The 20,920-nt window shown below is 48.7% G+C and carries 14 protein-coding genes; 13 read left to right on the forward strand and 1 reads right to left on the reverse strand.

The features are described 5' to 3' along the window. Positions 1-49: 49 nt before the first annotated feature. The 11 genes from J3491_RS09830 (at position 50) to J3491_RS09880 (ending at position 16,979) form a co-directional block, all read left to right on the forward strand. Entirely contained in the window at positions 50-1,105 is a 1,056-nt protein-coding gene (locus J3491_RS09830; protein WP_207970076.1) for a type IV pilus assembly protein PilM, read from the forward strand. Continuing rightward, the gene (locus J3491_RS09835) at positions 1,105-1,755 is read left to right on the forward strand and encodes a PilN domain-containing protein (RefSeq protein ID WP_207970077.1); all 651 of its coding nucleotides are present in this window, start codon (positions 1,105-1,107) and stop codon (positions 1,753-1,755) included. Before J3491_RS09830 ends, J3491_RS09835 begins: the two co-directional genes overlap by 1 nt. After that, positions 1,752-2,459: a type IV pilus inner membrane component PilO gene (locus tag J3491_RS09840; protein ID WP_207970078.1), complete on the forward strand. Its 708-nt coding sequence runs from the start codon at positions 1,752-1,754 to the stop codon at positions 2,457-2,459. Before J3491_RS09835 ends, J3491_RS09840 begins: the two co-directional genes overlap by 4 nt. After that, positions 2,456-2,989: a pilus assembly protein PilP gene (locus tag J3491_RS09845; RefSeq protein WP_207970079.1), complete on the forward strand. Its 534-nt coding sequence runs from the start codon at positions 2,456-2,458 to the stop codon at positions 2,987-2,989. Before J3491_RS09840 ends, J3491_RS09845 begins: the two co-directional genes overlap by 4 nt. A gap of 27 nt (positions 2,990-3,016) precedes the next feature. Further along, positions 3,017-5,416: a type IV pilus secretin PilQ gene (locus J3491_RS09850; protein ID WP_207970080.1), complete on the forward strand. Its 2,400-nt coding sequence runs from the start codon at positions 3,017-3,019 to the stop codon at positions 5,414-5,416. 158 nt (positions 5,417-5,574) lie between these two features. Further along, the gene (gene aroK / locus J3491_RS09855; RefSeq protein WP_207970081.1) at positions 5,575-6,132 is read left to right on the forward strand and encodes a shikimate kinase AroK; all 558 of its coding nucleotides are present in this window, start codon (positions 5,575-5,577) and stop codon (positions 6,130-6,132) included. A gap of 72 nt (positions 6,133-6,204) precedes the next feature. Then, positions 6,205-7,311 (forward strand): 3-dehydroquinate synthase, encoded by a 1,107-nt coding sequence (aroB, locus tag J3491_RS09860; RefSeq protein WP_207970082.1) that lies wholly within the window; start codon positions 6,205-6,207, stop codon positions 7,309-7,311. Between the two features lie 131 nt (positions 7,312-7,442). Beyond that, on the forward strand, positions 7,443-8,588 hold the full coding sequence (locus J3491_RS09865) for a hypothetical protein (protein WP_243456317.1): 1,146 nt from the start codon (positions 7,443-7,445) through the stop codon (positions 8,586-8,588). A gap of 909 nt (positions 8,589-9,497) precedes the next feature. Further along, positions 9,498-13,961, forward strand: a complete 4,464-nt coding sequence (gene gltB / locus J3491_RS09870; protein ID WP_207970083.1) for a glutamate synthase large subunit — start codon at positions 9,498-9,500, stop codon at positions 13,959-13,961. A gap of 144 nt (positions 13,962-14,105) precedes the next feature. Then, a complete protein-coding gene (locus tag J3491_RS09875) occupies positions 14,106-15,527 on the forward strand; it encodes an FAD-dependent oxidoreductase (protein ID WP_207970084.1) in 1,422 nt (473 codons plus the stop codon). 216 nt (positions 15,528-15,743) lie between these two features. After that, positions 15,744-16,979, forward strand: coding sequence for an FUSC family protein (locus tag J3491_RS09880; RefSeq protein WP_100750075.1), 1,236 nt, complete (start codon positions 15,744-15,746; stop codon positions 16,977-16,979). Between the two features lie 37 nt (positions 16,980-17,016). Here J3491_RS09880 and J3491_RS09885 read toward each other — a convergent pair whose 3' ends face one another. After that, the gene (locus J3491_RS09885; protein WP_243456319.1) at positions 17,017-18,177 is read right to left on the reverse strand and encodes an ABC transporter substrate-binding protein; all 1,161 of its coding nucleotides are present in this window, start codon (positions 18,175-18,177) and stop codon (positions 17,017-17,019) included. Positions 18,178-18,442: 265 nt separating this feature from the next. Between J3491_RS09885 and J3491_RS09890 the strand changes: the two genes are divergently transcribed. Beyond that, positions 18,443-18,706, forward strand: coding sequence for a hypothetical protein (locus J3491_RS09890; RefSeq protein WP_075100341.1), 264 nt, complete (start codon positions 18,443-18,445; stop codon positions 18,704-18,706). A 412-nt stretch (positions 18,707-19,118) separates the two neighbouring features. Continuing rightward, positions 19,119-20,738: an AbgT family transporter gene (locus J3491_RS09895; RefSeq protein ID WP_279380995.1), complete on the forward strand. Its 1,620-nt coding sequence runs from the start codon at positions 19,119-19,121 to the stop codon at positions 20,736-20,738. Positions 20,739-20,920 lie beyond the last annotated feature (182 nt).

Genomic DNA, 20,920 nt, shown 5'->3' on the forward strand with positions numbered 1-20,920 from the left:
TATTACAAATAACTATCAGATTGTACACTTAATATAAGGTATAGAGTTTGTGAGGCTATTTACTCCCAAAAGTCGACATTTGATTGGAGTGGATATCTGTGCCACCTCAGTAAAGTTGGTTGACATACAGCGCCAACAAGGCATGTTCCACTTAAAATCTTATGGCATTGAAAGACTACCGGAAGGCGTAGTCGTCGATAAACTCATCGTGGATACTGAAGCCGTTGGCGATACGATTGCCAGTTTGGCCAGACGCTGTCAAGTGGCTAATGCTCATGCAGCGACAGCCGTATCAGGGTCAGCGGTGATTACCAAGATCATCGATATGGACATGGCACTCAGCGATGTCGAGCGCGAAGCGCAGATACGTCTCGATGCCGATCAATACGTGCCTTATCCTCTTGAAGACGTCAACCTAGACTTTGAAGTCTTAGGCCCTTCTTTGGTCAGTGATGATATGGTGCAGGTGCTACTGGCGGCTTCACGCTCGGAGAATGTCGACCAACGCGTCGATGCCTTAACCTTCGGTGGCATGCAAACCAAGGTCATGGATATTGAGTCGCACGCCATTGAGCGTGCTTTTGGTTTGATGGTAGATAATTTACCAGGGCTACCAGAATTAGTCGCTTTGGTAGATATTGGTCACAATCAAACCACCTTATATGTCGCCAAAAATGGCGAATTTATCTATAGCCGCGAACAGCTATTTGGGGGTGCTCAGCTTACAGAGGCAATACAAAATCGCTATGGCTTATCATCTGAGGAAGCAGCGCTGAGTAAGCGTGAGCGCACCTTGCCTGACGATTATTATCCTGAGATATTGACGCCGTTTATCGAAAACACCATTCAGCAAATCACTCGCTCTTTGCAGTTCTATTTTTCTTCGAGCCAATACAGCAATATTGATCACGTGGTCCTCGCGGGGGGCAGTAGCTCGATTCCCGGTCTGGCTGGCATGGCGCAACAAAAACTGGGCGTGACTGTCAGTATCGCCAATCCATTTACCAATATGACCATCGTGCCACATATCGATAATGAGCAACTGGCGATCGATGCCCCAAGCCTCATGGCAGCATGTGGTCTTGCGTTAAGGAGCTTTGACTAATGGCTCGTATTAACCTCTTACCCTGGCGCGCCGAAGAGCGCGAACGCCGCAACAAAGAGTTTATCACGCTTGTGGTAGCTGTGACACTACTAACGTTGTTGGCCGCATTTGCTACGTGGAGCTATTTTAATAATGAGCTTGAAGAGCAGCTCGATGCCAATGCCTTGATTGAACAAGAAAACGCGCGCTTAGACACCGTGTTGAGCGAAATCGATAGCTTAGAGCAGCGCCGTGAAGATATTATCTCACGCATGCAAGTGATTCAAGACTTGCAAGGTCGCCGCCCTGTTCCTGTACGTCTATGGGACGATTTGGCTAAAGCAATGCCGTCGGCACTTTATCTCAATAATCTCAAGCGCGAAGGGGATGTCATTACCTTGACCGGCCTGGCAGATAACCCAAATGTGGTGTCCAATCTGATTCGTAATCTCGATAGTAGTAAATGGATGGGTAACTCTGCTGTCAGCAATATTCAACAAAACATCAGTGCTTATCAGGCAGCGCCTGCGCTCAATAACACCATCAATACAGGTGAGCAGACGCGCCCTGTTTATCCAGAAGACAGCTATGTACAGTTTGTGGTGACCACAAGGGTGCAGTCAGAGACGGCCACACCTGACGAGGGTACTGGGCTTGGAGGTGCGTTATGAAACTGAGCCGCAAAAAAAGCCTAGTCAAAATCAAAAAAGCAGAGCTAAAGCCAAAAAAGCAGTTTGACTTACAAGAGTTTCGTCGCAGTTTTGAGTCATTAGACTCCGAAAACTATGGTAGCTGGCCATTGCCCGTCAAGGTAACGGTGATAGGGCTTATCATTGTTTTTATCGCCGCCTTGTCATGGGCGCTGCCGATCAGTGGCAAAATCGATGAAATCAATGCCGCCGAAAGCCAGCAGCAAACCTTGCTCGATAGTTATCGTGAAAAAGAATCACGCGCCCGTCACTTAGAAGCGTATAAAGCGCAAGTGGTGCAGATGGAAGCTGAGTTTAACTCGTTACTTGATCAACTACCAAAAGACACACGGGTGTCAGAGCTGGTAGAGGGCATCAACATGACTGGTGTGGGCAGTAATATTCGCTTTCAAGATATCTCGGTTGAGCCTGAAATTGAAAACGAGTTTTTTATTGAGCAGCCGATACGTATTGCTGCATTGGGTGAGTATCATCAGTTCGGCAGCTTTATCAGTGGACTGGCTGCTCTACCTCGTATCATCACGATGCATGATTTTGAGGTGAGTAACCCGCAGCCGAGCTTGGATGTATTACCAGAGCTAAATCTGGTACTACAAACCAAAACCTACCGTTCAAAAGAAGCAAATCCTGAAGGTGATGCCGCTGCTGCAGGAGACAGTCAATGATGATAAATAAACTGCCCACGTTACTGGCGTTAAGTATGGTTGTGTTGTCGATGACGGGCTGTAGCGATCGCATAGGGATGGCACAGCAGTCGATGAATGACATACGCAACCAGCCAGCGCAGCCGATTGAGCCCCCACCTAAGGCGGAGCTGGTAGAGGATTTTGTATACAGCGCAAGCACGCAGCGCAGTCCGTTTTTGCCCCCAAGTTTGGTCAATGTACAAGGGCCGATGACGCCTATCGATGGTGTACGCCCTAATATTACCAGAGTCAAAGGGCCGCTTGAGCAGTACGAGCTATCACAGCTGGTCTTTCGCGGTGTTGTTATTTCGCCTGAAGGTCAGCGATATGCGTTGGTACAACGTCCTGATGGTTCAGTTGCGAGTGTGAAAGTAGGTGATTATCTTGGATTGAATGACGGCCGTATTGTTGAAATCACGCCGACCCAGATTAACTTGATTGAAATTGTGCCAGACAGCCGCGCAGGGTTTATCGAAAAACCCCAGTCGCTGGTCTCTCCTATAAGCTAAGTCGGCAGATTTTTTGAGGAATAAATAATGACAGTACGCAACAACAAGGTAATGACGATGAGTAACCGCGTATCTTCTGCTTTTGCCGTTTCAGCATTGGCAGTCAGCATGGTAGCAGTGAGTAACCATGCCCAAGCTGCCCAGCGTATCAATAACGTCTCTGTGGTACAAACTGCGCCAGCAGTGACGCAAATGCGCTTGAGCTTTGCCAGTGCGCCAGCATTGCCTGCAGCCTATCAGCTAGATGATCCAAGCCGTTTGGTACTAGATTTTGAACAAGTGCAAAATGGGCTGGCTAGCCGATTTAACGAATACAACATCGGCATGGTCAATGATGTCACGACACTAAGCAGCGACAGCACCACGCGTCTCATTGTGGGTCTCAAGCAAGCAGGCAACTATACCACAGCGGTCGATGGTAATGATTTGCTGCTGACCATCACTGACCCTAGCCGCCCCGTGGTTAGTCAACCTGTTAATCAGCCCGTCGTTAATCAACCCGTCGTTAATCAAATAATCACCAATGATCCTGTGCAAGATGTGCTGAATAACAGTAGTGGCATGACAACCACAGCAATTGTCACCCCCATTGTAGAAACCAGTAGCGTTCCTGTTGCGGCGGTCAATAGCACCAACACTACAGTGGTCAAAAATCAAGTACCCGCAGATACGATGGTGGTTCGGGTCAATCCGCTATTGGATCCACAGCTTGCCGCCTCACAAGTGAGTAAGCAATATAGCTATGAAGGCCTAACCGCCGTCAATTTTGCTGCAGGTAACGATGGTGGTGGTAATATCAGTATCGCTTTGGCCAATGAAGCCATTCCAGTAGATGTACAACGTCAAGGCAATAAGCTGGTCGTCCGTTTGACAGGCAGTACGGTGCCTAGAAATTTGCTGCGCCGTCTAAATATCAATAGCGGTCTGGTGAGTAGTATTGATACCAAAAACCAAGGTCAAAATGGTGTCGTCACCATCAATATGAACGACGATTATGAGTATCAAGCGTACCAGTCAGGCAATCAGCTAAATATCAGCATCAGTAAGCCTGAGCTACTGCGTGAGCCGACGCTCGAAGAAAGAGTCTATAGCGGTGAGCCACTGTCTATGGAATTCCAAGATGTCGAGATCCGCAGCGTTTTAGATATTTTGGCGCAGTTTACCGAGATGAATATCGTTGCAAGTGATTCGGTCGCAGGTAACATCACGTTGCGCCTGATCAACGTGCCTTGGGATCAAGCGCTTGATATTATTCTAAAAAGTAAGAATCTGGGCAAACGTGAAAACGGCAATGTGATTTTGGTCGCGCCGGCGACAGAGCTTGCAGAGCAAGAAGCACGTGAGCTTGAAGCGCAGCAAGCGGTTGAATCTTTTGCACCATTACGTACAGAGTACATCCGCTTAAGCTATGCTAAAGCGCAAGATGTTCTGACATTGATCTCTCAAGGCAGCGGCTCTTCTGGTGGTAGCTCAAACCGTGCCGACGACAATAACTCTTTGTTGTCAAATCGCGGTACCGTCACTGTGGATGAGCGTACCAATACCTTGATTGTCAAAGATGTGGCAGACAGTATTGAAAACATTCATAAACTGATCAGCAAAATCGATATTCCGGTGCGTCAGGTGATGATCGAGGCGCGTATTGTCAGTGCGACCGACAGCTTTAGTAAAGAGATCGGTGTTCGTTGGGGTATCTTGTCAAATGGTGCGGCCAATAACCGTAACTTGTTGGTGGGCGGCAGTAACCAGACATTGTGGGATTTAAAAGACTTTGATGTAGAAACCACCACCGTCAACGGTCAGACGGTCTCGTATCCTTCTTATGACATCACGCGCCCTGATAACCTAAACGTCGATTTGGGTGTGGCCAACCCAGCGGGTAGTATTGCCTTTGGTTTGCTCAGTATGTCAGATGTGATGCTCGACCTTGAGCTATCAGCGCTGCAAGCGGACAACCGCGGTGAAGTCATCTCGACGCCGAAGATTTTGACCGCGGATAAACAAACCGCAAAGGTGTCATCTGGGACTCAGATTCCGTATCAAGAAGCCTCAGCCAGTGGCGCGACCACCACCAGCTTTAAAGAAGCGGCGCTGAGCTTGGAGGCCACGCCAAACATCACCCCTGATGGTAAAATTGGCCTACAACTCCTCATCACCAATGGCACACCGACCATCATCAACAATCAGGTCGCCATCGCTGAAGACTCAATCTCAACCAACGTTATCATCGAAGATGGTCAGACCGTGGTCTTAGGTGGCGTGTTCAAAAACCGTACCAGTAACGGCGTGGATAAAGTGCCTTTCTTAGGGGATTTGCCGTATATTGGCCGCGCCTTCCGCAAAGATGTGCGTAGTAATGCCAAAGAAGAGCTATTAATCTTTGTCACACCAAAACTCATCAATGATGGTACCAGCCGCTTGAATTAATCATAGGTTGACCTACTTTAAAAAAGCGAGCCTGAGTGCTTGCTTTTTTTATGAGTCAGCCGAAAGAGGGATGAGATTTTGCGGACAATTATCGCGGCTCGTTACTAGCCAGAATATCAATGACGTTGTATCATAGCTAATTTAGCTGAGTAAGTACTATGGTGGAGGAATTGCCGTCGGTGTTTTTAGTGGGGCCGATGGGAGCAGGGAAAACGACAATCGGTAAACTGCTGGCTAAGCAGCTAGGACGTGAGTTTTTGGATAGTGACTGGTACATCGAGTCGCAAACAGGTGCCGATATTGCGTGGATCTTTGCCAAAGAAGGTGAAGCAGGCTTTCGCGAGCGTGAGACACGCGCCATCGATGAGTTGACCCAAAAACCGCAAATTGTATTGGCAACTGGTGGCGGTGCGGTCATGTCTGCCGAAAATCGCGCGTTTTTGCACCAGCGTGGCATCGTCGTGTATCTCAATGCCCCCGTTGATGTGCAAATGGCGCGTACGGCAAAAGACAAGTCGCGACCATTGCTACAGCAGCCCAACCCTAAGCAGATATTGCAGGATCTCTACAGCACCCGTGATCCGCTATACCGGCAAGTGGCGCATATCATCATGCCAACTGGCCATACTTATCCGCGTCATATGGTCAATCAACTCTTGCAGCAGCTGGCATCGTTTGATATGTCTGCCATTACCGCCCCTAATAATCAAAGCTAACTGTATAGATACTGTATGGATGACAGACAGTCAGCTGCTCATCGCTTATGACCACTATTTAAGGAGTACTTCATGGCCACGCCACTGTTTTTTGAGGGTTTAACCGTTCAGACACAAAGCCATGATTATCCCATCATTATTACTGAAGACGCGGCCAAAAATGGCAGTATGGCGCAGCAGGTGGCGCCTTACATCACGGGCCGTCAGGTTTTAATCGTCACCAATGAGACGGTTGCGCCTTTATATCTCTCTGCATTTGAACAAGCGCTGGCCGCGCACTTTACTGTGAGAGTCTGCGTGCTGCCAGATGGTGAGCAGTATAAAAATCAAGACAGTATCAATCAGATTTATGATGCACTGATGGATGCCCATTTCAACCGTGACGTGACGCTCATCGCCCTAGGTGGCGGCGTCATTGGCGATATGACAGGCTTTGCGGCGGCAAGTTTTATGCGCGGCGTAAATTTTATCCAGATACCAACGACATTGCTGTCACAAGTAGACTCTAGTGTCGGCGGCAAAACAGGCATCAATCATGCACAAGGCAAAAACATGATTGGCGCTTTTTGGCAACCGCAAATGGTACTGGCTGATATGAGTACACTCAAAACCTTGCCTGCTCGTGAGCTCTCAGCAGGGCTGGCAGAGGTCATCAAGTACGCCCTTATCATGGATGTCAGTTTTTTGCAGTGGCTGGAGAGCAATCTGCCTGCCATGATGGCGCTGGATTTGGCCGTGCTTGGTGAAGCGGTAAAGCGCTGCTGTCAATATAAAGCCGATATCGTGGCCCAAGACGAGCGCGAGTCAGGTGTGCGTGCCTTGCTTAATTTCGGCCATACTTTTGGTCATGTGATCGAGACGCATCAAGGCTACGGCAACTGGCTACACGGCGAGGCTGTGGCGGCAGGTATGGTACAGGCCGCCGAGCTTTCACAAAAAATGGGCTGGCTAAGTAATGAGGAGGTGGCGCGTGTCAAGCATGTGTTGACCTTGGCAAATCTGCCTATCCACCCGCCTGCGATCGCGGTGGACACTGCGCTTGATCTGATGGGTCATGATAAAAAAGTGAAACACGGACAAATCCGCCTGATTTTGTTAAAATCACTGGGTGAGGCGATATTGACCAATGATTTTGATGCCACGCTATTAACCGACGTGCTGGCCGCACACAGTACGTAAGATACTGATTTTACAATTATAAGCGTTTGGTGAAGACAATGTGCGTTTAGCGCCTAACGTGACCGCTGGCATTTACTTTCAACGAGTCTTTATGTTGCGTTCTTAACCCTATTTTCACCAAGGATACTCTCATGGCAGCACCAAGATCGACGACGCGTAGCGCAAGCCAAGCATATCGCCGCCAAGCATTGATTTGGCTGGTAGCGACGTTGCTACTTGGCGTGGTTACCGCTTTGGTTTGGATGTTTAGTCAGACCCCAGCGATGGGTGCCAAAATTGAAAACGCACCGATAACCACGCCGCAGCCGCTTAGTGCTGAGCTTGAGCAGCCGCTCACCATAGAATCCTTGCATGAGCTGGATACGGATGTGCAGCCGCTCAGCTTTGATGCGACCATTCGCGATTTGCGCAGCTATCCTGATGAGTTCAAAGACAAGCGCTATTTGCTAGCGAACAAGGGCAAATGGACAGTGCAGGTGATGAATGTCGCCGAAAACGACGTCATCGTCAGCTATCTAGAAAGCCGTGATGATCGCAAAAAGTTTGCGTATTTTCGCTATTTAGATGACGAAAACCAAGTGCGTTATATGCTGACTTATGGGCTGATGAGCAGTCCGCAAGAAGCGGTTGGCGCCTCAAAATTGGTGGACTTTAAACTACCGGCCGATGTCCGCGTGTTGCCAGAAGAAATCAATCGCTATATCGGTATCATCGATAATTATGAGCGCCCCGATCCCATAAAAGATTTGAGCAATAGGCGAACGCGCGCGGTTGATTTGCGCCCGACCAAGCGCGAAGTACCAGTGCGTCAACCTGCCGATGACAGCAACGACGCCGATGAAACACGGCGCGCTAAGAGCAGCAGTGAGACCAGTATTCGCCAGTCTATCGACACCTCTGAGACCTTATCTGTCACTGAGGAGCGTATCGTAGGCGGTGAAGAGCAGTCGTCTGTGGGCGCAGGCAACGAAGAGTCGAGCAACAAACCTGCGGACAATCAAAAACCGGTAGCGGCAGGCGGTGATAGTAGCAATAAGAAACCACCAGTCGTACCAACGCCGAAGCCGCCAAGTAGTAGCAGTGGGACAAATGCGGGCGCAAATAATGCGGCAAATAGCGGTGTCAATAACGCCAGCAATAAAAACAGTAATCCCAATAAAAATAGCAATACCGACACGGACAATAAAAGTACCAACCAAGGTGTAGCTAAAAACAACAACGCTGCCAAAAATAACGGCGACAGTATTAAAGAGCTGATTGAAGAAAAAAGCAATTAAGTTGCGTCTGATGATTTGATCAGAGCCGTAGCGATAGTAATAAAGCCCATTAGCAAAGATGCTGATGGGCTTTTTTTGGCAGGTATTTTGTGTATCAAGTGACCGTTATTATTTTCTCCAGTTACCGCTTTTGCTTTTATGTTCTGCTATCTTAGTTGCATGAACCATGGCTTAAATGATGGCTAAAACCTGCCTTTATATGCGTTTTTATCTGCTGTTTTTCGTCATTATATAACCATTAGTAATACGTTCTCTTACAAAATATGGGTGATGAATCGATAGAAAAGACTAGATTTTTTGTCAATCATTAACTAATATAACGGTGGGCGACGTTCTGTATAGTTATCGTAAATAACTATTTATTGAACATTCGGTGAGTGATTGCATCAAATTTATAAGACGCTTCACTACTGTTTGTTGTCCCAAGCGCAGCCATTTTTATTTGCATTTATACGATAATAAATGGCGCAGCCTCCCTTACGGTCGCTCTTTTTAGAGTGAATAAAGCGCTTAAATACAGAGCGTCAAATATTCAATATAAATCATCGCACCGTTACACTACCTAGCCAATATAATCATAGCGTTCGGTAATACACGGTGACAAGCGATACTCCAGTTAACAATAGCATGTGATTGAGAACTGAGTAACTGGCAGATAAAACGATTTTTATCTGATTGCCAAGATCCATTACTTACTGTCTATTCATACATTAATTATCTGTTCAGACATCATTAATGACTAGGAGGGTCAAGGTGCTAACCTGATTCTCAGAGTATGATGAATAAGAACGTCACATCAATTATTAATTCGGATATACGAATATTAATTATTAGCCCGTTCTGCCTACGGATAGCCGTTTATGCTCCGCATTGGATGATAAGCGACCCGTTCACTTAAAAGGACTAGCCATGTCAATGATTTCCTCCCATACGCATTTGGCCACGCCAGATGACTTCTCTGATAACTGTGGTTTTGGTTTGATCGCTCACATTGAGGGTGAGGCCAGCCATGATTTGGTAAAAACAGCCATTCATAGCTTAAGCTGTATGACGCACCGTGGCGGTGTTGCTGCTGATGGTAAGACGGGTGACGGCTGTGGTCTATTGTTGGCAACGCCGACCAAGTTTTTTCAAAAAATTGCCGCCGAGCTACAGTTTGATATTACTGATAACTTTGCGGTGGGCATGGTCTTTGTCAATCTCGACGCTGCTAAAGCAAAACACAGCCAGCAAATACTCTCTAAAGAAATTACTGCACAAGGCTTGGATGTGGCGGGCTGGCGTAATGTGCCACTTGATTTGACGATTGTCGGTGACATAGGCCGTGAGACATTGCCTGATTTTAAGCAAGTGTTTGTCAATGCGCCTGATGATTTATCAGCAGATGATTTTAATCGTAAGCTGTTTGTCGCGCGCAAAAAAGCCGAGCAACGTTTGGCAGACGATGAGTTGTTTTACGTGTGCTCGTTGAGCGCCCAGACGATTATCTATAAAGGGTTGGTGATGCCGTCTGACTTGCCAGCGTTCTTTTTGGATCTGCAAGATGAGCGCTTGGCCTCACATATCGTGGTATTCCACCAGCGTTTTTCTACCAATACCTTACCGCGCTGGCCGCTTGCGCAGCCGTTTCGCTATCTGGCGCACAATGGTGAGCTAAATACCATCACGGGCAACCGTAACTGGTCGGAGGCACGCACCCCAAAACTCAAATCGGACAAACTGCCCAACCTAAATGAGCTGACACCACTGGTCAATCGTACAGGCTCGGATTCTTCAAGTTTGGATAATATGCTTGAGGTGCTGATGTCTTGCGGCATGAGTCTGTTTCATGCCATGTCGATACTCGTGCCACCTGCTTGGCAAAATGTCGATAGCATGGACATGGATTTGCGCGCGTTTTATGAGTTTTATTCGCAGCATATGGAAGCATGGGATGGGCCAGCGGGTCTGGTGATTCAAGATGGGCGCTATGCGGTGTGCATGCTTGATCGCAATGGCTTGCGCCCATCGCGCTGGGTGACGACGAAGAACGGCTACATCACAGTCGCCTCTGAAGTGGGTGTTTGGGATTATGCGCCAAAAGATGTACTGGCAAAAGGCCGCGTCGGTCCCGGTCAAATGCTGGTCATCGATACCATGACTGGCCAGATTTTAGATACCAAAGCCATAGCGACCTTACTAAAAAAAGCGCACCCGTATCGCAAATGGTTGCGCGAAGAAGCGACCCGTATCCGTGATGATGAGCGCCTAGAAGAGCAGCTAGCAGCGCAGGCCTGCCGCGGCGAGCCACTCAAGGTCCTACAAAAGATGTATCACATCACCAATGAAGAGCGTACCGAAATCATCCGTCCCAATGCCGAAAATGGTCAAGAGCCAGTAGGTTCGATGGGAGATGACACACCAATGGCAGTGCTGTCGCAGCAAATTCGTCATGTCGGCGATTTTTTTCGTCAGCAGTTTGCGCAGGTGACCAACCCACCGATTGACCCATTACGTGAGTCAATCGTGATGTCTCTACAGACGTGCCTCGGCGCTGAAACCAATGTGTTTGCACCATCCGCGCGCGATGCACACCGTATTATCTTATCCTCACCGGTGTTGTCAGCCAGCAAAATGCAGCAGCTTGAGCGCTTAGACGACCCAGCGTTTCAGATGGCGCGTATTGATTTAAATTATGATCGCACCCTTGAGCTGTCAGAAGCCATCACTGCTATCTGTGAGCAAGTGGCAAGCAGTATTCGCGCAGGCCATACGCTGATTGTGTTGTCTGACAAAAACATCGTCGCCGACAAAGTCCCTGCCAATGCCATCATGGTGACAGGGGCAGTGCATCATTATCTGATTGCCCAAGGTATCCGCACCGATGCCAATCTCATCATCGAGACGGGGCTGGCGCGTGACTCGCATCAGGTGGCGGTATTAATTGGCTTTGGCGCTACCTGCGTCTATCCATATTTGGCTTATGATGTCATTGATGACTTGGTGGCCAGTGGTGAGCTGCTTGGCGATCCGATTCAGGCGCGGGTCAATTTCCGTAAAGGCTTGGATAAAGGTTTGCTAAAAATCTTATCAAAAATGGGTATCTCAACCATCGTCTCTTATCGCGGTGCACAATTATTTGAAGCGGTCGGTCTCTCAGAAGAAGTGGTAAACCTATGCTTTAAAGGTGTGCAAAGCCGTATCAAAGGCGCCACCTTTGCCGATCTGGCAGCAGATCAGGCCATACTCGCGGCCAACGCCTTTAAGCGCCGTGCGCCCCTTGATCAAGGTGGTTTGCTCAAGTTTGTCTTTAACAAAGAGTATCACGCCTTTAATCCTGATGTGATTAACAGCCTGCACACCGCTGTACGGACAGGCGATTATGACAATTATCGTCATTATGCCGACTTGGTGAACAGTCGCCCTGTAGCAACCTTGCGGGATTTGTTGCAATTAAAGACAGATAACTCGATTGACGTGAATGAGGTCGAAGACATCTCAGCTATTTTGACACGCTTTGATTCGGCGGGCATGTCGCTTGGCGCTCTATCACCAGAAGCACATGAAGCGATCGCCATGGCGATGAATACCATCGGTGGCCGCTCAAACTCAGGAGAGGGCGGCGAGGATCCGGTACGCTATGGCACGCTGCGCAATTCAAAAATCAAACAAGTGGCTTCTGGTCGTTTTGGTGTCACGCCTGCGTACTTGCGCTCAGCAGAAGTCATGCAGATCAAGGTCGCTCAGGGCGCAAAACCAGGGGAGGGTGGACAGCTGCCAGGTGGTAAGGTCAATGCGCTGATCGCGCGCCTGCGTTACTCTGTACCAGGGGTGACACTCATCTCACCGCCGCCGCATCATGATATTTATTCTATCGAAGACTTGGCGCAGCTGATTTTTGACTTAAAACAAGTCAATCCCGATGCCTTGGTCTCGGTGAAGCTGGTCTCACGTCCAGGCGTTGGCACCATCGCGACGGGCGTGGCCAAGGCCTATGCCGACTTAATCACCATCTCAGGCTATGATGGCGGTACGGCAGCGTCACCGCTGTCTTCTATCCATCATGCAGGCTCGCCGTGGGAGCTGGGCTTGGCAGAGACGCATCAGTCGCTACGCGTCAATGGCCTGCGCGATAAAGTGCGGGTACAAACGGACGGCGGACTCAAGACAGGCCTTGATGTGGTAAAAGCCGCTATCCTTGGCGCAGAAAGCTTTGGTTTTGGTACCACGCCGATGATTGCGGTGGGCTGTAAATACTTGCGTATCTGCCATCTAAACAACTGCCCGACAGGCGTTGCTACCCAAAAAGCCAAGTTGCGTGACGAGCACTTCATCGGTGAAGCGGAGATGCTCATCAACTTCTTTAAGTTTGTGGCGACGGAGACACGTGAGTGGCTTGCCGCCCTTGGCGTACGTAGTATGGAAGAGCTGGTCGGACGTACTGATTTGCTCGAGGTGTTAGAAGGCAATACTGCAAAGCAGCGTCACCTCGACTTAACGCCACTCTTGTTTAGTCATCCAGCCAGCGTTGGCAACGCACAAACGTGTCAGGTAGAGCGTAATGAGCCATTTGATAAAGGCTTGCTCGCTGAGCAGATGGTCAGTGATATGCTGCTTAATATTCGTCAAGGTACAGGCGGCGATTATAGCTATGCTATCGGCAACTGCGATCGCTCAATCGGCGCGCGTATCTCAGGTGAGATCGCTCAAGTCTGGGGCAATCTTGGTATGAGTGATATGCCAATCAAGCTGCATCTAACGGGCACAGCAGGGCAGAGCTTGGGCGTGTGGAATGCAGGCGGCCTAAATATCGAGCTAGAAGGTGATGCCAATGACTATGTCGGTAAAGGTATGGCTGGTGGCGAGATCGTTATCTATCCGCCAAAGGGTGCCAGCTTTAGTACCCAAGAGACCGCCATCATCGGTAATACTTGCCTTTATGGTGCGACAGGCGGTAAGTTATATGCGGCAGGCACCGCAGGCGAGCGCTTTGGCGTACGTAACTCAGGGGCGCACGCGGTGATAGAGGGCACAGGCGATCACTGCTGTGAATATATGACCGGCGGCGTGGTGACCATCCTTGGACGGACAGGGCTGAACTTTGGCGCAGGGATGACCGGCGGCTTTGCTTACGTGCTCGACATGGATGGCGACTTCTTTGATCGCTGCAATCATGAGCTGATTGACTTAAACCGTATCTCCAGCGAGCAAACCGAAGAATACCGCATTTATTTGCAGCAAGTGATAGAAAACCATGTCAATAAAACAGGCAGCGCTTGGGGCCAGACGATATTGGCTGACTTTGAGCACTATGTGCGCAAATTTTACTTGGTCAAGCCCAAAGCGGCGAATATTGCCAGTCTCCTAAAAACCACCATGGCTGATCCGCAGTAGTCGGGTATAAGGTATAAGAGACGTTTTAATACATTGGTTTTTTCGCAGGTCGGTGACCGCAGCGACATATATCAGACGGACTGACAGTGTGTCGCAGCGGCTCCCCACCCACGATAAAAGCCACCTAGAGAAGAGACAGTTATCATGGCAAAACGCTTAGAAAATAGTTTTCAGTTTTTAGATGTACCACGGTTTGATCCTGCCAAAAAAGACATTGCCACCCGCTCGACAGAGTTTGTTGAGATTTATAAGCCGTTTGAGAGTGAGGCGGTAGCGCAGCAAGCTCATCGTTGTCTTGAGTGCGGCAACCCTTATTGTGAGTGGAAATGCCCAGTTCACAATTACATCCCTAATTGGCTCAAGCTGGCCACCGAAGGCCAAATTTTTCAAGCAGCAGAACTGTGCCACCGTACCAATACTTTGCCTGAAGTATGTGGCCGTGTCTGTCCTCAAGACCGCTTGTGCGAAGGCGCTTGTACGCTAAATGATGGTTTTGGCGCGGTGACCATCGGTAATGTCGAAAAATATATCAACGATACCGCTTTTGCCTTAGGCTGGCGACCTGATATGTCAGATGTGGTTTGGACAGACAAAAAAGTTGCCATCATTGGGGCTGGGCCGGCAGGTCTTGGCTGCGCTGATATCTTGGTAAGAAATGGCGTCAAGCCTGTGGTCTTTGACAAGCGTCCTGAGATTGGCGGCCTACTGACCTTTGGTATCCCAGAGTTTAAGATGGAAAAAGACGTCATGCGCAATCGCCGTGTGATCTTTGAAGGCATGGGTATTGAGTTTCGCCTCGAGACCGAAATTGGTACAGACGTCACTATCGATGAGCTGTTGAGCGAGTACGACGCGGTGTTTATGGGAATGGGCACTTATACCTATATGCGCGGCGGCTTTGTAGGCGAAGAGCTCGACGGCGTTTATGACGCTCTAGATTATCTGATTGCCAACGTCAATCGCTGCAATGACTGGGAAAAAGATGCCGAAGAGTACATCGACCTAAAAGGCAAGCGCGTGGTGGTGCTGGGCGGCGGCGATACGGCGATGGACTGCAACCGTACCAGCATTCGCCAAGGCGCTGAAAAAGTCGTTTGTGCCTATCGCCGTGATGAAGAAAACATGCCAGGCTCACGCCGCGAGGTGGTCAATGCGCGCGAGGAAGGGGTGGAGTTTTTGTTCAATCGTCAGCCGACCGAAATCATCGGCCTAAATGGTAAGGTCAATGGCGTCAAGGTCGTCACCACACAACTGGGCGCGCCAGACAATCGTGGCCGCCGTCGTCCTGAGCCGATTCCAAATTCAGAAGAGATCATTGAGTGTGATGCGGTGATTATGGCCTTTGGTTTTCGTCCTAGCCCTGCTGACTGGTTTGAGAGACAGCAAGTGAGTATGGATAGCTCGGGCCGCGTATTGGCGCTCGAGCAGCAAGCATTTAAATTTCAAACCAGCAATCCCAAAATCTTTGCAGGTGGCGATATGGTGCGCGGCTCTGATTTGGTCGTGACCGCCATCTGGGAAGGCCGTGAAGCCGCGGAAGGCATCTTGGACTTCTTAGAGGTGTAAGGCTTGCCCTAATGACCCTCAAGGCTTGCGCCAGCTTGTCAGGGCGCTGCCTGATAGACGCCTTTTATCTGTTGATAGATAAAAGGCGTTATTTTTTTGATAAATGTCGGTGAAGTGTTTAAGCTACTTGATAGACAGTGGCGCATGAGGGTTTGAACCTACTAAGACGTGCGCCAAGCGACTGTTTTTTTATTCATCTAATAAGAGTGACCTTGCGTGAAACCAAAACTTTGGCAGCGATTTAGCGCACCGTTCATTGAGCCTTATGCGCGCTACCAGCATGCGGATGTCCTGCACGCCATCCGTTTGGGGGTGGCAGTGCTCGCCGCCTTATTATTAAATGAGTTTACACACTTTCCAAACGGGGAGTGGACGACCATTACTGTGTTTGTCATTTTGGGACTGCTGCAGTATCAAGGGGCGATTTATACCAAAGCCAAAGAGCGGATACTTGGCACGATACTTGGTGTGGCCGTGGGGTTGGGGTTTTTGTGGGTGAGTCAAGACATTGGCGGCTGGATGTGGCTATATTATGCGCTGATTGGTTTGATTAGCGGCATCATCGGTTATGTGGCGGTCAAACAATTGGGTTATATCGGGTTGCTCACCGGCATCACTATGCTGATGATTGTCTCTAGCCCTGATCATAGCAATGTCGGTCAAGATGGTCTGTACCGCGCGTTTAATATCTTGATTGGCGCTGGGGTGGCGGTCGGCGCGACGATGATTTTGCCCTTAAAATCAACCTTGATGTGGCGGTTTTTGTTGGCCAATAATCTGGAGACTTGTAGTAATCTATACGCAGGCGTTGGCAATCATATCGATGCTGAGGTCTTGGTGCCAAAGCCGTTTAAGTATACCAAAGCCACCAGCTCAGCGAGTATCGTTTACCCCCAAAGCAGCTCTGTCCCTGATACGCCAGTCAACAAGTCACTGGTCAAAGCGCTACAAAAAATCAATAAACGCCTGCTGGCTGTGCGCCCACATATTGCAGCGACCGCCAGCGAGTCAGGTATCGACAAAGAAACCCTAGAAACCATCCAGCGTACCCACCGTAACATCATCGGGACGATTGATTTGCTGCTCAGTGCAGCGCCGCGCTTGGCCAATATCGAAATCGACGACGAAAACCATATTTTGCTGATACACTACCAGCATGAGCTGACCCAAGCCATGCTGCATATGGCGGCGGTGTTACGCAGTCCGAGCGATGAGGTGTTTCAGCCGATCACCCGTATTGCGGTCTCTGAATACCCCAGTGTAGAAAACCTAGGCTTTGAATGGCAGGGCTATTTTTGGTTGACTCAGACGCTACAAGTGCAGCTTCAGCGCCTCAGCGACTTATTACAAAAGACCAAGCCGCAGTGGTTTGCAGCCTCAGGCCTACGCTATCAGCGCCGCGAGCAACGCCGTATCGAGGACAAAGGCGGCGAGACGGATTTGCATTTATAATCCATCTCTATCATTTTTTGCAGACCAATAACCAAAGTTAACGGCCTGTTTTTAGCTTATCCCAATACTGCTGATACATTTGCAACGCTTCGTCACCCACATCTTCTTGGAACTCTGCTTTTGCCAGTACTTCTTTAGAAGGATAAATCGCCGGATTGTTGCGTACTGACTCGTCCATCATCTCGCGTGCGGCTAAGTTTGGCGACGCATAGCCAATCTCTTCACTGACGATTTTGGCGTTTTCGGGGCGAAGCAGGTAGTCGATAAACTTATGCGCGGCATCCACTTGCTTGGCATTTTTTGGAATGACAAAGTTGTCCATCCACAATATCGCGCCCTCAGATGGGTATTTATAAACCAAGCTGGTCAAGCCTTCATCATTGGCCATGACCGCTTCGCCGTTCCACGTCATACCAAGCGCCGTCTCCCCTTCGATATAGGGCATACGCGTGGCATCTGAGTTAAAGGTTTTGACATTTGGCATCAATGTGGTGAGCTTGTCATAAGCGGCTTTTATTTCCTCAGGATTGCTGCTGTTGCCTGAGTAGCCGAGGGTTAGTAGTGCCATACCAAAGACTTCGCGCACGTCATTGGTCAGCATCACTTGACCTTTGTATTTCGGGTCCCACAGATCATTCCAACGATTGACGGTCGTAGGGTCGACGCTATCACCATTGATGGCAAGACCTGTACTGCCCCACATATAAGGAATCGAGTACTTATTGTCTGGATCGACCTTGGTATTGGTAAATGACGTATCAAGGTTGTTAAAGTTGCTTAATTTTGATTTATCGAGCTCTTGCAACAACCCTTCTTTGGCCATTTTTTCGACATAGTACGTCGATGGAATCGCCAAATCGTATTGGCTAGAGTCATCGAGTAGCTTGAGCTTAGCGTACATCGCTTCGTTGGAGTCGAAAGTGGTGTAATTGACGGCGATACCGGTCTCTTCTTCAAAGCCATCGAGAATCTCTTGAGGCATATACTCTGACCAGTTATACAGATTGAGCGTCTCACTGCTTGCGCCAGCACTGCCATCCGCTGCTGCATTGTCAGAGTTGCTACAGCTGGCAAGTACTAAGCCGACTGCCATGGCAAGCAAGGCTTTTGGCGCAGTCTTTGTCACGGCCGTAGGCAATAGGCGACCGATGCCGGCCACAGAGCGGGCAGGCGCTTGGGATGATGATACGTGTGTCAAAATATCTCTCCTAAAGAATAAAGTCAAATCAATAAAACGGCATAAAAACGGGCGTATACAAAGCACTAAACGCTGCATACGGTGATCGATACTATTATGACCATTAGTGTTACTGATTTAAAGGGTCGGCGCAAAGAGATTTTGACCGCGCCTACCGTCGCCATAAAAAGTACAACAAAATAACTAAGATGATGCTGTCGTTTCAGGGTATGTTACTGAGCAAGTCACTAAAAAACCAAATATATGTGTAAGATTAGGAGAAAATATGAATAACCGTAACCGTGCCGGCGTGATTGCTGCCATCATTGGTATCATCGTTTTTATGGCAATGTTTAACTCAGGCTCACCGACGCCTATCGTCAATTGGCCGGTAGAAACCTACATGGGGATGGCCTTTACCATTGGCTGGCTGAGCAGCGTGCCGAATTGGCTGGCCTATGTGCTGGCGGCGCTGGTGTTGATTTTACTGGTGATTGGGCTTTATAAAATAGGCGGCTGGATTTATGGTCTGTTAGCGCGCACGCGTTAATGACAGTACTGCGGCACCGCTGCAAAAGCGAGAGATTAGAGATATTCTAATCTCTCGCTTTTTTGTTTTTGGTTTACTTGTATTGATGATTGTACTGGTGAATATAGTAGATTCAATTTAAAAATGTTATAGCGCTACTGGTATAAATCTCCCTTGTGTGCGGTGCTGCGCCGACGGGTGCGGCAAAAATTTATCCCAGTAGCGCTTTGGAGCTTATGGCAGTTTTGTTTTCAACTGACTATATATAGGCTCCTTGTCATTTATAGATTGTCCAAAATTGCAAACATTTGGTTTTATAAGCCAAAAGTATTTGTTTCTGTTTCCCAACTATGTTTCAATCGCTATCTTTTATCAACGTTTTCATATGTTTGAAACCTATCAATTTGTTTAAGTTCTAAATGGAGCAGTGGCTATGCAAGGAAGTAATTCGCCAAATGGCAGTCCACCAAACAATAACTTTGATACCGCAGCGAAAAGCTCTCGTATGCAGCGGTTTTTACAGGGGGTTGAGTGGCTCGGTAATCTACTGCCGCATCCGGTCATTTTGTTTGTTTGGATGTCTGTGCTGCTGTTGGTACTCTCAGCTGTGATGTCTTATTTTGGGGTGTCGGTGATAGATCCGCGCCCTGAGGGCACCAGCGGGCGTAGTGCCGATGGCATGATCGAAGTCGTTAACCTATTGAACGGCAAGGGTTTAGCACGCATTGTTGAAAATTTAGTCACCAACTTTACCGGCTTTGTGCCGCTTGGTACGGTGCTGGTGGCCTTGCTCGGTGTCGGTATTGCTGAGCACTCTGGCATGATATCAGCCGCCCTGCGTGGTCTGGTCATGAATGCACCTAAAAAAATGGTGACCTTTACCATTGTGTTCGCTGGCATCATGTCAAACACCGCCGCTGAGCTTGGTTATGTGGTATTAATACCACTGGCGGCCGTTATCTTTCACTCACTTGGTAGGCATCCGCTAGCCGGTCTGGCTGCGGCGTTTGCTGGGGTATCAGGCGGCTATAGTGCTAACTTATTGCTCGGTACGGTAGATCCTTTATTATCAGGGATTACCCAAGAAGCGGCGCGTATCATCGATCCTACCTACACCGTCGGCGCAGAGGCCAACTGGTACTTTATGATCGCCAGTACCTTTTTGATCAGTGGTCTGGGTTATTTTGTCACCGAAAAAATCGTTGAGCCAAGCTTGGGCAAATATAATCCTAACGACGCTGACGATGCTTCTGTATTAGAGACGCAAATCGAAAAAGTATCGTCAGTTGAGAAAAAGGGACTACTATGGGCAGGGATAAGCATGCTTATATTTTGCTTATTGCTGGCGTGGACCGTGGTGCCTGCCGATGGCATCTTGCGTAATGCAGAAACCGGTCTGGTGTCAGGCTCACCATTCTTAAAAGGCATCGTGGTCTTTATCTTTGTGTTCTTTGCCCTACCAGGCTATATCTACGGTAAGATTACCGGCAGCATCAAGAGCAATCAAGACGTGGTCGATGCCATGAGTAACGCCATGAGCTCCTTGAGTATTTATATTGTGCTGGTGTTTTTTGCCGCACAGTTTACCGCGTTTTTTAAGTGGTCAAACCTTGGTTCGGTAATGGCGGTGTCTGGCGCGACCTTCTTAAGTGATGTTGGTTTGACAGGGCCTTTATTGCTGGTAGGCTTTATCATCATTTGTGGTCTGGTCAATCTGATGCTCGGTTCGGCGTCTGCTCAGTGGGCGGTGACCGCGCCGATCTTTGTGCCGATGCTCATGCTCACAGGTTATGCGCCAGAGATGATTCAGGCGGCTTACCGTATTGGCGACTCGACCACCAATATCATCACGCCGATGATGAGCTATTTTGGTCTTATCTTGGCAGTGGCAATGCGCTACAAAAAAGACACTGGGGTGGGAACCTTGATGGCGATGATGCTGCCATACTCCATGGCTTTTTTGATTGGTTGGACGATATTGTTTTCTGTCTGGGTGTTTGTGCTGGGTCTGCCAGTCGGCCCTGGCGCAGAGACCTATTATCCTGCTCAGTAGTTGTTATTTGAATAATCGCTAATACTATTTAGCTGATATAAAAAATAAAAACCCTTGTCAGCGATTGGCAAGGGTTTTGCTTAAGACTATAGTCAATTCTAAATAAAACAGATACATTATATGTCAACGTGGAACTGGTATAAATTTTCCTTGCGTGCTGTGCCTGCGCCGACAGAGGCTGC

It is taken from the genome of Psychrobacter halodurans, from assembly GCF_017498075.1.
Lineage (GTDB): Bacteria > Pseudomonadota > Gammaproteobacteria > Pseudomonadales > Moraxellaceae > Psychrobacter > Psychrobacter celer.